Below are 13078 nucleotides of genomic sequence, written 5' to 3' on the forward strand. Positions count from 1 at the left end.
CTCTTAATCTCTTAATCACTTTATGAGTTTTAGCCCAAAGCAATTTTACCACCGAGAACACCGAGGCGCTTCGCGCTACACAGAGAAGTTATTAGATCTTCTCTTTCACTTCTCTGTGTCCTCTGTGGTGATAATAATCTCTTAATCACTTTATGAGTTTTAGCCCAAAGCAATTTTACCACCGAGGGCACAGAGGCGCTTCGCGCTACACGGAGAAGTTACTAGCTCTTCTCCTTTACTTCTCTTTGTCTTCTCGGTGGTAATAATAATCTCTTAATCACTTTATGAGTTTTAGCCCAAAGCAATTTTACCACCGAGGGCACAGAGGCGCTTCGCGCTACACGGAGAAGTTACTAGCTCTTCTCCTTCACTTCTCCTAGCTTACCGGCTGGAGAGCGGATTTTACACGCTAATACGTTTCAGCCCGTCAAGCAACCGGACCTGATTAAAATTAATTAATAGCCCAGTTTTTATGCCTGTTAACTTTAAATAAGTTATAAGCTGAGCTGAATGAATAGGCAGCAGTTTATCAACAGCTTTTAATTCAATAATCAATTTTTCAGGTATCAATATGTCTAACCTATACCCTGCATCTATACTTATACTTTTATAGCTAATCGGTAATGCAACTTGATTCATAGGTAACAAACCAGCTTGCTGTAACTCATAAAGTAAGCAATTTTCATAACTAGATTCTAATAAACCAGGACCAAGTGTTTTATGTACTTCAATAGCGCAACCAATCACAGTTTTAGTTACCAAATCTTCCATAAATAGCGCCCTTAGAATCTATTTAGCACCTAAATAAATATAAACCCGTATTTTACCACCGAGGGCACAGAAGCGATTCGCGCTTCACGGAGAAGTTACTAGCTCTTCTCCTTTACTTCTCTTTGTCTTCTCGGTGGTAATAATAATCTCTTAATCTCTTAATCTCTTAATCACTTTATGAGTTTTAGCCCAAAGCAATTTTACCACCGAGAACACCGAGGCGCTTCGCGCTACACTGAGAAATTATTAGATCCTCTCCTTCACTTCTCTGTGCTCTCTGTGCTCTCTGTGCTCTCTGTGGTGATAATAATGTCTTAATTACTTACACTATAAGCGAGGTATAAAACCTCACCTACAAAACAATTTTACCACCGAGAACACAGAGGCGCTTCGCGCTGCACGGAGAAGTTATTAGTTCTTCTCCTTCACTTCTCTGTGTCCTCTGTGTCCTCTGTGGTTATAATAATCTCTTAACCACTTTATGAGCGAGGTATAAAACCTCACCTACAAAACATTTTTACCACCGAGAGCACAGAGGCGCTACACGGAGAAGTTACTAGCTCTTCTCCTTTACTTCTCTTTGTCTTCTCGGTGGTAATAATAATCTCTTAATCACTTTATGAGCTTTAGCCAAAAAAAAATTTACCACCGAGGGCACAGAGGCGCTTCGCGCTACACTGAGAAATTATTAGATCCTCTCCTTCACTTCTCTGTGCTCTCTGTGCTCTCTGTGGTGATAATAATGTCTTAATTACTTACACTATAAGCGAGGTATAAAACCTCACCTACAAAACAATTTTACCACCGAGGGCACAGAGGCGCTGCGCGCTACACGGAGAAGTTATTAGCTTTTCTCCTTCACTTCTCTGTGTTCTCTGTGTTCTCTGTGGTGATAATAATCACTTAATCACTTTATTAGGAGGTACAAAACCTCACCTATAAAATTAACCTATTGGTTAAGTTTTAGCTCTGTTAGCATTGCTTTTAGTTGTGCGCGCCAATGCACTGTTTTTACGCCACTTATTTCTTCAGCCTGGGCTTTATTTAACACGCTAAATGCAGGGCGTTTAGCTGGCGTTGGGTAGCTTGCTGCTGGTATTGCACTAATTGGTATTGATTTAGCTAATAGCCCTTGCTCAATTGCAAGCTCTTGTATTGCTACTGCAAAATCGTACCACGAAGCTACACCCGCATCGGTCCAATTTAAAATAGTTGCTGTATTTTCAATATTTAAAACTTGCTCACTGCTTGCTTTAGCTACTAAAGCCCATAGCATATTCGCCAAACCTGCCGCCCACGTTGGCGTACCAACTTGGTCGCCTACTATACCTAACTGTTCTTTTTCTGCCATTAATCGTAACATTGTTTTTACAAAGTTATTACCAAAAACAGAATAAACCCACGCGGTACGCACTATAGTTGCTTGCGAGCCTAAAATTTCATTAATAGCCTGCTCACCAGCTAGTTTAGACGCGCCATAAACGCCCAAGGGATTTGTTGCATCGCTTGCGGTATAAGGCATAGTGCTTGTGCCATCAAACACAAAGTCGGTAGATATATGTATAAGCTTTGCGTCAATATTTTTACATGCATTTGCTAAATTAGCTGCACCTTGCTCATTTACAGCATAGGCTGTATCGGTATCGGTTTCGGCTTTATCAACCGCTGTATAAGCTGCAGCATTAATAACTATATCTGGCGAGTGTGTTATTAGTAACTCGTTTACCTGTTCGGCATTACTAATATCAAGCTCTTTTGAGCCAAAGCATATTAGCTCTACATTGCTTGGGCAGGTTTTTTGTAACTCTGAGCCTAGCTGGCCATTTTTACCTGTTACTAATATTTTCATGATGAGTACTTAATTTGGGCTATTAAAATTTTGGGGCGTTTTTAAAGCTAAGGCCGGCTTCGTCTTTAGCTGATAACTGCGGTAACTTACCTTCAACTAATGGCCAATCAATATTTAGAGTTGGGTCGTCCCACTTTATTGAGACTTCAACATTTGGGTTATAAACATCGGTACATTTATATACAAATTCGGCAGTTTCTGTTGTTACATAAAAACCGTGTGCAAATCCTTCTGGCACCCAAAGTTGGCGTTTATTTTCAGCCGAAAGCAACACGCCTACCCACTGCCCAAAGGTTGGCGAACTTTGGCGCATATCTACGGCTACGTCGTATACTTCACCTTGCGTTACACGCACTAATTTACCTTGGGTATTTTGTGTTTGATAGTGTAAGCCGCGCAGTATACCGTGCGCCGATTTACTGTGGTTTTCTTGCACAAAAGTGCGCTCGCCGCAGTGTTGGTTAAATAGCTCTGTGCGAAAAGTTTCCATAAAAAAACCGCGCTCGTCACCAAATACTTGTGGCTCAATAATTTTTACATCAGGGATGCTAGTTTCAATAAATTTCATTTTAATGCCTATTAAAATACAGTTTGATCTAAAAGCGATAATAAGTACTTGCCATAGCCTGATTTTTTAAGCGGCTTTGCTAGCTTTTTAAGCTGTTCTGCATTTATGTAACCCATGCGGTAGGCTATTTCTTCTGGGCAGTTAATTTTTAAGCCTTGGCGTTTTTCTATTGCGCGAATAAAGTTAGCAGCATCTAGTAAATCATCTAGCGTACCTGTATCTAACCAAGCTGTGCCACGGCCCATTATTTCTACGTTTAGCTCTTTATTAGCGAGGTATTGGTCTATTACGTCGGTAATTTCAAGCTCGCCTCGCTCAGAGGGTTTTACATTTTTAGCAAACTCCACTACGCGACTATCAAAAAAGTATAACCCTGGTACAGCGTAGTTAGATTTAGGTTTATCTGGCTTTTCTTCTATTGAAATGGCTTTGCCATTTTGGTCAAATTCGACCACACCATACGATTTAGGGTTTGATACATGGTAACCAAACACTGTAGCACCTTGCTCGCACTCAGTTGCATTTTGCAGCGATAATGATAAATCGTGACCATAAAACAGGTTATCGCCAAGAACAAGTGCCGCGCATTGGCCTTGTAAAAAGTCTTCAGCTAATAAAAATGCTTGCGCTAGGCCATCAGGACTTGGTTGCTCTTTGTATTCAAACGTTATACCCCATGCACTACCATCGCCTAGTAGCTCTTTAAAGCGAGGTAATTCAGCGGGGGTCGAAATAATTAAAATTTCGGTAATACCCGCCATCATTAAAGTAGATACCGGGTAAAAAATCATCGGTTTATCGTATACTGGCATTAGTTGTTTACTTACTACTTTTGTAAGCGGATATAAGCGAGTACCCGAGCCGCCCGCTAATATTATGCCTTTGCGTGCCGACTTTGTGGCAGGTGCTTTTAAAGAGTGCATATAGAATCCTATCTATTAATTTTAATTAATTTTTAAACTTTATAACTTTAAGTTTACCTTAGCTCTTTTACTGTGGCTAAAACTATTTTACCAATACCAAACAGCATTAACTGTAATACAGCAAAGAGTAAAATATTGTATAAGGTAGCTGGGTATTTATTGTTTTGTGGTAGCGTGGCTGACTCAACCACTACTAAATATTTAAGCTGCCTATAAGCCTCAATTCTGGCTTTATCGAGCGATACCTCAGAAGATGTATAACCTTTAAGCGCTAGCTCTAACTCAATTTTTAAGTCAGAAAATTGCGCAAGCACTTCACTTACAGAGGTTCCATTATTTTTAATATTACTATTGGTGCCTTGCTGAGTAGAAAGCCTATCTCGCTCTAGCTCTAGCTGGGTTTTAAGTGCGCTCAGCTCCGACGCTAACATAACTACTTGCGGGGCTTTTTCGGTCATGGTTGAGCGTAGCCCTTTTAGCTCTGCACTTTTAGTGGCTATTTGCCCCTCAAGCCCATAGGTTATTTTCTGCAGCGCCATGCCTTCGGCCTCTGGGTCAAGTAAGTTATTTTTTTGCTGAAACGCAAGAGTGTTTTTTTGTGCGTCGCGCAAGCGTTGCTCAACTTTTGCATGCTCTAATCGTATAAACTTTAATTGCGCATCAGCTAGTTGGTGGCCTATTGAATTTATATACCACTCTGCGCGGTTAACTATTGTTTGCGTTAGAGTGTTTGCAAATTCAGGCGTAAAGCCCTGGGCTAATATTTTTAGTACGCCTGAGTCTTCGTCAATTTCGACTGTGGTATGGTCTATATAATATTTTAATAAATCTTCTATGCTCGCATTACTACTTAAACGCGAAAATACATCACCACCATTTTGGTAATGTTCTTTTAAATTATTGTGTTGTTGTAGGTAGTTAAGCATATCTTGCGAGTGTATGTACGCTTTAGCAATTTCGGTATCGGCTGTTGAGTTACCACCCACACCTAAGCCACTAAGTAGCGCCATTGAAGGGTCCATTGTTGCCATGCCGTCGGGCTGCTGAATTATTAATTGTGCACGGCTTTCAAAACGTGGGGCAGCCCATACAAGCTGATAAAACGCGAACAAAATGAAAGGCACAACCAATAGTACAAACCATGGCTTAGCAAACAAGTGTAGCCCGCGCTTATTATTTAACTCAGCCATAGCAGCTTGCTTTACTGATGGTTTTGCATTTTGCTCGGTAGAGGTACTTGTTTGTGCTTTACCCGGTTGGTTATTTATTTTATTAGTAAGCCTAGTTAGCTCTTTTTGTATATATTGATTTGTGGGATCAATATTACGAGCGCGCTGCATAACACGCCTTGCTAGATATACATCGTTTTGCTCTAGTTCCTGCGCAAGCCCCATGAGCTTTTCGCCATTGTGCCAAATAATTTTATCGGTTTTTTTTGCTAGCTCGGTAAAGCGTTGTTCTATTTTTTCTACCGCTTGTTGACTCATAATTATAATGCCTGGTAATGAGCAATTCCTTGCTCTAAATCGTTGTAAAAAGTAAGTTCGCCTTGGTGCAATACAATGGCGCTATCACAAAAATGGCGCAGTTCGTCCATTTCGTGGCTTACCATTATCACATTAGCATTTTTACTTTTTTGTGTGAGGGCTTCGCGTGTTTTTTTTCTAAAGCTTGCATCGCCCACCGAGGTAACCTCATCTATTAGGTATACGTCAAAATCTATTCCTATTGAACAAGCAAATGCTAGGCGGGGTTTCATGCCACTTGAGTATGTATTTACTGGTAAATCGAACTTTGGGCCTAGCTCGGCAAATTGGCGTACACGGCGCACGTATTGGTCTAAGTCGGCAACGCCGTTAATCATCCCTATAAAGCGGGCGTTTTCGGCGCCGCTCATTTGCGGGTGAATCCCTGTGGCAAGCGCTACCGGCCACGATAAGTGAAGGTCGGTAATAATTTCACCTTTATTAGGGTATTCGCTGCCAGCAAGCATTCTAAAAAGAGTAGATTTACCTGCGCCATTAGAGCCTAAAATAGCAATGTTATGGCCGCTAGGTATTTCAAAGCTTACATTTTTAAAAATATATTGGTTACCTAGCGTAGAGGGATAGTACTTGGTAACGTTTTGCAGCTTAATCACTTAATACTCCTTGTTGCATAAGGTTACCTGCTTAGCGCCTGTTTCCACGAAACGTGGTAAACAGCTAAAGCAAAAAACAATAATACAATCGTACAAGCTAATAAATAAAACTCACTTACAGCCTCTGTAGGGTAAGTACTATAAGCCGCATGACGAGTTAATTCTATTGCATGCAAAAGTGGGTTCCAATCTAAATACGACCAGTACTCTTTGGGTATATCCTCCATCGAAAAAAATACACCCGATATAAAAAACAAAGGCCTAGTTAAAATACCTCGTACTTTAGTAATTTCAGGTACATAACATTGCCCAATAGCAAATAGTAACCCCAGTGACATCGCTATAATCCATACTGCAAAAGCGTTGGTTATTAAAAATAATGGATCGTCTATATTAATATCCATTTTAAGTAAAAACATTAGTAATAAAATAAGTACAAAAACAAATAGCTTAACTAACAAATCAAAAAAACTACTGGCCACAACGCTACTAATTGGCTGCACTTGCCTAAAGGCAAATAAGGCCTTATTTTTTTTTATTGAATTTGCTGAGTTATTTAAAGTTTCTAAAAACAATTGAATTAACAGCATGCCGTACATCATAAATTCGAATGTGGGCACCGTGTGTGAGTCGCTACCTGAGATCAGGCCGCGTAAGTACGATAATAAAAATATAAAACTTAATGGCTGAAATACCGCCCACGCAAGCCCTAACTTATCGTTAAAGCCTGTGCGGATTTCTCGTACAAATAGGGCAAATATAACGTCGCGCCATATTGCCCAGTTATTACGTTTAAGTACTGTGGTCATTTAGGTGGCCACATTTGCCGCAATAGCAATTTGATAAATAATTTGCGTAATATCTTTAACCGATTGCAAAAACTTGGTGTCTACTTTTGGAAGTACCAAAATTTGGTCACCTGGTTTTAAGGTGCCGTAAGCGTCTACGTCTATCATGCCGTTAGGGTGTATTACCATTATTTGGTCGTAATTGGCGCGTTCGCTGTAGCCACCCGCCCATGCTATGTAGTCGTCAATTGTTGCATTTGGGTTGTACACAAGCGCTTGTGGCATGAGCACTTCGCCACCTATGTGTATTAAATCAGTTTTTGCTGGTATGTGTATTACATCCCCCTGCTCTAACCTAATATTTGCAACTTGACCTTGATCAGAAATAACTACTTTGCCAAGTGGAACCGCTTTGCGGGCACGTTCGGTAAACTCTAAAATCATTTTACCTTCTTCGGCTCTTATTTTAGCTTCTCCGTCGGACGACGCTGGGGCGGTAAATATGCTGCGCTCTAATCGGTCTAACGCTTGGTCAATCATCTCTTTTTGTTTTTTAGCTACGCTTTTACGCTGTATATAAATTGACTTGTAGTCAGCAAGGTCTTTATTTATTTGTATATTGGCAAGTAAGTCGTGCAAGCGTGTGTTATTTTTTACTGCAAAGTACGAAGGCCCTAAATAACTGCCAGCTACCTGAATGTCGAGTACCTGCGCACGTATATCGTCGTTAAAAATAAGGCGGTCGCCATCTTTAAGTGTAAAGCTTTTAAACTCGTTGTAAGGTAAGTAAACCGAAAATGGGCCTGTTTTACGATCGCCTACTATTCCTACGTGGCTTACTTTAGCAAGTGGCAAGGCAAATTTTGCTAGTTGCTCTCCCGTTGCTTGATTATCTTTAAACTCAAACCTAAATGGTGCTCTTACACTGCCTGATACAACAACTGTTGCCTTTTGGCGCTCAACTAAAATTACGTCGTTGTCTTTAAAGTTAAACTTAGGGAGGTAACCACTTAGTATAAAGTCGTATAGGTCAATATTTTGAATTACTTTATCGTCTCGTAATACCTTTATAGAGCGGTAACTTCCTCGCTCAGAGTCTATTCCACCGGCTCGCTTTAAGTAGTACAAAATACTGTCGGAGGCTATACCTGCATATTGCCCAGGACGAACAATGCTACCACTTATGTAAACACTCACTGGCGTTGCTGTAAGTAAGTTTACGTATATTTGTACGCTACTTTTATATACTTCTTTTATTTTATTGCTTACGTAACTGTTTAGCTGGCTTGCTTTTACGTCTGCTACGTATACAGGACCTACATTAGTTATAAATAAATTACCTTGGTTATCAACCGTTATAACTTCTGATTGATTTATTGCACCCCACAGCCAAATTGAAACTTTGTCGCCTGGTGCTATTGTATAGTCGTCGTTCAAACCATCTTGGCGCTCACTTTCGTAACCTCCTGCAAATAAGTTTGCACCATATGGAGGTGGTAAGCCAAGCTCTGGAGTAGGTAGTAATTCAGCCGCTGACATTTCGCCTGGCAATAATGTTCCAGAACGCCCTTGTTTATTATATGTTCCATTTTGTAACGCAGCATTAGGTAGTTGCGTTTGAGTTGTACCTGCGCTTTCAAGCTGGCTTAAAGACATTTGTTCTGCTGCGGTAACATTAGCGCTAAATAGACTAAAGGTAGAGCAGATTAATATTAAAAATGTTTGAAATATTTTGCTTAGCATGTTCATAAAGGGCTTAAGCTCCAAAGCTAATTTGGTTGTTTTTGTTTTCAATTACTTGAGGCGTTACTACCCATTGCTGGTTGGTATTTTTACACACAGCTCGACGTTCTTGTTCGGCTAATTGTTCTGCTCTTTTTAAATAAACCACTCTACAGTTTTCACCCAATGCTGACGTATATTGCAGGCCTAATGTAAACTCAATATTATTGTATTGCCCTGTATAGCCTTGCGGCTTAGAGTCTAATACATCACTTAAATACGTGGGTAATGCGCTAGCACTGTTAGATTTTATTGGTTCGTCTATTAGAGCACGTGTGGCATGAAGAACAGGGGGTGACATAGCACAGCCTGTTAAAAACAGAAAAGGGAGAAGTGATAGTATAACTTTATTATTTTTCATTATTTATTTTCTAATCTATTGGTAAGTAACAAAATAAAATCCTTGATGTGGCTAAATTTTCGTTAGCTTTTTCCATACTTGTTTAGTAATTGCCGAATAACACATAAAAAACAATAAAAAAGACACTAGCATTATCCACTCTGCAACTGCATAAACTTCAGCCAAACAACCTAGTAGGGCAAGTATACTTGCACCAGACGAAATAACAATAAGCGAAAATCGATGGCTGTAACCTGCAGCTTCAAAAATATGATGCAAATGCTGTCTGTCAGCCTGAAAAGGGGATACACCTGATTTGACTCTTCGCATTATTACTGTTGCCATATCCATTAAAGGTACAGCAATTATATACAAGGCAGTTACAGGTCTTAATGCTGGCGCATCAAATTCTATTCCTATTACCATAAGCCAAACTAGAGTTAAGCCTATGAGCATATTGCCTGAGTCACCCATAAATATTTTTGTGACTGAACTGTGTAGTTTAAGATTAAATATTAAATACCCTAATAAGGCAGCAATAAATAAAAAAGGCAGCAAATACCATGCATTAGTTACTCGACTTAGTAAAAACGCCAAAGCAGTAAATGCAACTACACTGAGTAAACCGACTAATCCATCCATGCCATCCATCATGTTAATAGCATTGATTCCTGCAATAATAGCAATAACCGTTAATACAATTCCAAATCCTGCTAATTTGAGTTCAAACCAACCTAAAATATATCCTAAGCTGTGTAAGTAGATCTCTGTTCCAAATATAACTAACGAGGCTACAAGCACTTGTGCAACAAGTCGGATTTTTACCGAGAGTTGATAACGATCATCTAAAGTACCCAAAAAAAGTACCAACGCTGATGCAACTAAATAAATATTTAAGTTTCGGCTGTGTTCTATAAATAACATTGAAGTAATTAATACGGCTAAATAAATTGCAATTCCGCCAACTAAAGGAATGTTTCCTTTATGTATTTTTCTATCGCAAGGGAAGTCAACCAACCCTGTTTTTACAGCAATAGGATTAATCACTTTTATGGCAATAAGTGAGATAATAAACGTAATTGAGAGAGGGAACCAAAAATCCATTATGTATCCATATGTGTAAAAGTATAGCTAAAGCGCAACGTATATGTACTTCTCATAAGTATACAAAACCTTTACATTTATGCATGGCTAATTACAACTATATTATCAAGACAAAGCACTTAAAACACATGATTTATCACTAGTTTTGTAATGATTTATTTTTTCAATGTTAAAAATAATACCACAAATAGTTGTTTAAAGTACTTCAATACTATTACAGCTTTAATTCTATCTCTCGATAACCGACCATAGCGCGTAATCGACAGTATGGTAAATAAATATGGTTAAATATAGCCTGAACGTTGATCTACGACAGCTAAATTATAAATAAATTAGGAATTAAGTTTTAATAAAGAAAATATGCTTTCTTTATCATTAAAACACTGCGGCTATACCCTACCTTGAATCTTTGTAATTTAACTTCTACTGTAAATGTCATTACAAAAACAACTAATTACTGTGAGCCATCATGCAAATACTTCACCACGGAGCGGTTAATGGAGTTACCGGTTCGTGCCACGAGCTAATAATTAACGAGCAAACAAGTGTGCTTGTTGATTGCGGGTTATTTCAGGGTGAGGATTCTAAAGCCGATCTTTCAATTGAATTTGATATTAACCATGTTACTGCGCTTATTGTTACCCATTGCCATATTGACCATGTTGGTCGAATTCCTTATTTATTAGCAGCCGGTTTTAAAGGCCCTATTTTTACAAGTATTGCATCGGCCAGTTTATTACCTTTGGTAATTGAAGATGCTTTAAAAGTAGGTGTAACCCGCGACCCTAAAATTATAGCTGCCTGCTTAAGCTTATTAAATAAACGCATAATTGCTGTTGATTATAAAACGTGGTTTGAACTGCCTTGCAAAGCGCCCGGCAAAGCTAAGGCGAGGTTTCAGCGTGCAGGGCATATATTGGGTTCTGCTTACGTTGAAATTGATATTACAAATAATGATAACAACAAACATCGCGTTGTGTTTTCAGGAGATTTAGGCGCGCCGTATACCCCACTACTCCCTTCGCCTAAGCCGCCTTATAAAGCCGATACCCTAGTTATTGAATCAACCTACGGCGATAAAAACCACCAAGGCCGTAAAGAGCGCACAAAAACGCTAAAAAACATTATTGAACGCGCAGTAGCCGACAACGGCGTTGTTTTAGTTCCTGCTTTTAGTATTGGCCGCACACAAGAGCTATTATATGAGCTTGAGCAACTCATACATGGCTCATCTAAAAAGTCTAAGTGGCGAGACATTCACGTAATACTCGACTCCCCTATGGCAGCCAATTTTACTGAGCAATACAAAAACTTTAAACACTTATGGGATAGCGAAGCTAAACGCAAAGTTGCAAACGGTAGGCACCCGCTCGATTTTAAAAACCTAACTACGGTTGATTCACACAAAGAGCACATGGCTGTTATCAACTATTTAAGTTCGCGGCAAACACCAGCAATAATATTAGCGGCAAGCGGTATGTGTACTGGTGGGCGAATAGTTAATTATCTTGAGCGATTTTTAAGTGACAAAACCACCGATGTATTGTTTGTAGGTTACCAAGGTAATAAAACGCTAGGTCGCGAAATTCAAAAATATGGCCCACGTAATGGCTATGTTTTTATAAATGATGCCCGCATTACTATAAACGCCAAAGTACATACAATTAGTGGCTACAGCGCCCACGCCGATCAAAACGGATTAATTAAGTTTGTAACGGGTATGCATAAAAAGCCAAGCCATATAAAAATTGTGCATGGCGATGATGATGCAAAAAACGCGTTAGCAGCAAAGTACAAGGAAGTGTTAAGTAGTGAAGTTAAAATAGAGATTGGTAAATTGTAGGCGTGAAGCTTGCTCATGCAATTTGATTAATACGTAAAAGCTGCGTTTTTAGTGCGCCAACAAGCAAGGCGCTCACATACGTTGGAGGATGAAAATCCACGTAGGCGTGAAGCTTGCTCACGCTATTTAATTTATTCAAATGGAAATTAATTATATGGCAAACACACATAAACGTTTAAAAGGACGCTGCACTTCGGTAAACGCTTATTACTCTATTACAATTTGTTGTGATTTTCGTAAGCCATTATTTGCTAACTTTTTATGTGCACGGTTAATTGCGAGTGAACTCATTAAATTTTCAAAAAACAATTCACTTAATACTATCTGCTACGTAATCATGCCTGATCATATACATTGGATTTTACAGTTAAATAGTAGCCTTAACCTTTCAAACCTAGTTAGGAATTTTAAAAACATTACAACTTATAGACTTAATAAACATAGCGGTACGCATGGAAGGATATGGCAATCAAATTACTATGACCACAAAATAAGAAATAATGAAGATTTAATAGGTCAAGCGAGGTATATAGTCGCAAACCCTTTACGTGCTGGCTTAGTGGACAATATAAAGAAATATCCATATTGGGATTGTGTTTACTTGTAAAGCGGTGGCTTTAAAGCGCCAGTAAGCAAGGCGCCTACATGGTCACCATACATCGAGGATGAAAAATTCGCGTAGGCGTGAAGCTTGCTCACGCAAGTTAATAAATACGTAAAAGCTGCGCTTTTAGTGCGCCAGCAAGCAAGGCGCCTACATGGTTACATACACCGAGGATAAAAATCCACGTAGGCGTGAAGCTTGCTCACGCAAGTTAATAAATATATAAAAGCAGCGCTTTTAGTGCGCCAACAAGCAAGGCGCCTACATATTGACCTAGACCGAGGATGAAAAATCCAAGTAGGCGTGAAGCTTGCTCGCGCAATTTAATAAATACGTAAAGCTGCGCTTTTAGTGCGCCAGCAAGCA

11 protein-coding genes and 1 pseudogene are annotated in these 13078 nt (G+C 39.3%); 3 read left to right on the forward strand and 9 right to left on the reverse strand.

The features are described from left to right. Positions 1-402: 402 nt before the first annotated feature. The 4 genes from H5126_RS10005 to rfbA form a co-directional block, all read right to left on the reverse strand. Positions 403-771 (reverse strand): GxxExxY protein, encoded by a 369-nt coding sequence (locus H5126_RS10005; protein ID WP_165723982.1) that lies wholly within the window; start codon positions 769-771, stop codon positions 403-405. A gap of 949 nt (positions 772-1720) precedes the next feature. Next, positions 1721-2620, reverse strand: a complete 900-nt coding sequence (gene rfbD / locus H5126_RS10010) for a dTDP-4-dehydrorhamnose reductase (protein WP_182720585.1) — start codon at positions 2618-2620, stop codon at positions 1721-1723. A 22-nt stretch (positions 2621-2642) separates the two neighbouring features. Then, on the reverse strand, positions 2643-3188 hold the full coding sequence (gene rfbC, locus H5126_RS10015; RefSeq protein ID WP_002958467.1) for a dTDP-4-dehydrorhamnose 3,5-epimerase: 546 nt from the start codon (positions 3186-3188) through the stop codon (positions 2643-2645). 11 nt (positions 3189-3199) lie between these two features. Continuing rightward, positions 3200-4111 carry a glucose-1-phosphate thymidylyltransferase RfbA gene (gene rfbA / locus H5126_RS10020; RefSeq protein WP_165723979.1) on the reverse strand — a complete coding sequence of 304 codons (912 nt, stop codon included), beginning with the start codon at positions 4109-4111 and terminating at the stop codon, positions 3200-3202. 295 nt (positions 4112-4406) lie between these two features. Here rfbA and H5126_RS21715 point away from each other — a divergent pair. Beyond that, positions 4407-4454 (forward strand): annotated as a pseudogene (locus H5126_RS21715) (hypothetical protein); the annotation flags it as partial. 1146 nt (positions 4455-5600) lie between these two features. On the opposite strand, the gene H5126_RS10030 reads toward H5126_RS21715, so the two are convergent. The 5 genes from H5126_RS10030 to wecA form a co-directional block, all read right to left on the reverse strand. Next, the gene (locus H5126_RS10030) at positions 5601-6251 is read right to left on the reverse strand and encodes an ABC transporter ATP-binding protein (RefSeq protein ID WP_182720583.1); all 651 of its coding nucleotides are present in this window, start codon (positions 6249-6251) and stop codon (positions 5601-5603) included. A 23-nt stretch (positions 6252-6274) separates the two neighbouring features. After that, positions 6275-7060 carry an ABC transporter permease gene (locus H5126_RS10035; protein ID WP_182720582.1) on the reverse strand — a complete coding sequence of 262 codons (786 nt, stop codon included), beginning with the start codon at positions 7058-7060 and terminating at the stop codon, positions 6275-6277. Further along, positions 7061-8788: a polysaccharide biosynthesis/export family protein gene (locus H5126_RS10040; RefSeq protein ID WP_182720581.1), complete on the reverse strand. Its 1728-nt coding sequence runs from the start codon at positions 8786-8788 to the stop codon at positions 7061-7063. Between the two features lie 7 nt (positions 8789-8795). Beyond that, on the reverse strand, positions 8796-9122 hold the full coding sequence (locus tag H5126_RS10045; protein WP_002958461.1) for a DVU3141 family protein: 327 nt from the start codon (positions 9120-9122) through the stop codon (positions 8796-8798). Between the two features lie 111 nt (positions 9123-9233). Then, on the reverse strand, positions 9234-10265 hold the full coding sequence (gene wecA, locus H5126_RS10050; RefSeq protein ID WP_182720580.1) for a UDP-N-acetylglucosamine--undecaprenyl-phosphate N-acetylglucosaminephosphotransferase: 1032 nt from the start codon (positions 10263-10265) through the stop codon (positions 9234-9236). A 469-nt stretch (positions 10266-10734) separates the two neighbouring features. On the opposite strand from wecA, the gene H5126_RS10055 reads away from it, so the two are divergent. Together H5126_RS10055 and H5126_RS10060 are read left to right on the forward strand one after the other, a co-directional pair. Continuing rightward, complete coding sequence (locus tag H5126_RS10055) at positions 10735-12108, forward strand: MBL fold metallo-hydrolase RNA specificity domain-containing protein (RefSeq protein WP_182720579.1); 1374 nt, start codon at positions 10735-10737, stop codon at positions 12106-12108. Between the two features lie 154 nt (positions 12109-12262). After that, a complete protein-coding gene (locus tag H5126_RS10060) occupies positions 12263-12715 on the forward strand; it encodes an REP-associated tyrosine transposase (protein WP_182712107.1) in 453 nt (150 codons plus the stop codon). The last annotated feature ends 363 nt before the right edge of the window (positions 12716-13078 follow it).

The sequence above is a fragment of the Pseudoalteromonas sp. SG45-3 genome, from assembly GCF_014164075.1.
Taxonomy (GTDB): domain Bacteria; phylum Pseudomonadota; class Gammaproteobacteria; order Enterobacterales; family Alteromonadaceae; genus Pseudoalteromonas; species Pseudoalteromonas distincta.

Excerpts from the sequence above, each read along its gene's own strand:
- H5126_RS10005 (WP_165723982.1), bottom strand. The coding sequence starts at position 771 with ATGGAAGATTTGGTAACTAAAACTGTGATTGGTTGCGCTATTGAAGTA.
- rfbD (WP_182720585.1), bottom strand. The coding sequence starts at position 2,620 with ATGAAAATATTAGTAACAGGTAAAAATGGCCAGCTAGGCTCAGAGTTA.
- rfbC (WP_002958467.1), bottom strand. The coding sequence starts at position 3,188 with ATGAAATTTATTGAAACTAGCATCCCTGATGTAAAAATTATTGAGCCA.
- rfbA (WP_165723979.1), bottom strand. The coding sequence starts at position 4,111 with ATGCACTCTTTAAAAGCACCTGCCACAAAGTCGGCACGCAAAGGCATA.
- H5126_RS10035 (WP_182720582.1), bottom strand. The coding sequence starts at position 7,060 with ATGACCACAGTACTTAAACGTAATAACTGGGCAATATGGCGCGACGTT.
- H5126_RS10040 (WP_182720581.1), bottom strand. The coding sequence starts at position 8,788 with ATGAACATGCTAAGCAAAATATTTCAAACATTTTTAATATTAATCTGC.
- H5126_RS10045 (WP_002958461.1), bottom strand. The coding sequence starts at position 9,122 with ATGTCACCCCCTGTTCTTCATGCCACACGTGCTCTAATAGACGAACCA.
- wecA (WP_182720580.1), bottom strand. The coding sequence starts at position 10,265 with ATGGATTTTTGGTTCCCTCTCTCAATTACGTTTATTATCTCACTTATT.
- H5126_RS10055 (WP_182720579.1), top strand. The coding sequence starts at position 10,735 with ATGCAAATACTTCACCACGGAGCGGTTAATGGAGTTACCGGTTCGTGC.
- H5126_RS10060 (WP_182712107.1), top strand. The coding sequence starts at position 12,263 with ATGGCAAACACACATAAACGTTTAAAAGGACGCTGCACTTCGGTAAAC.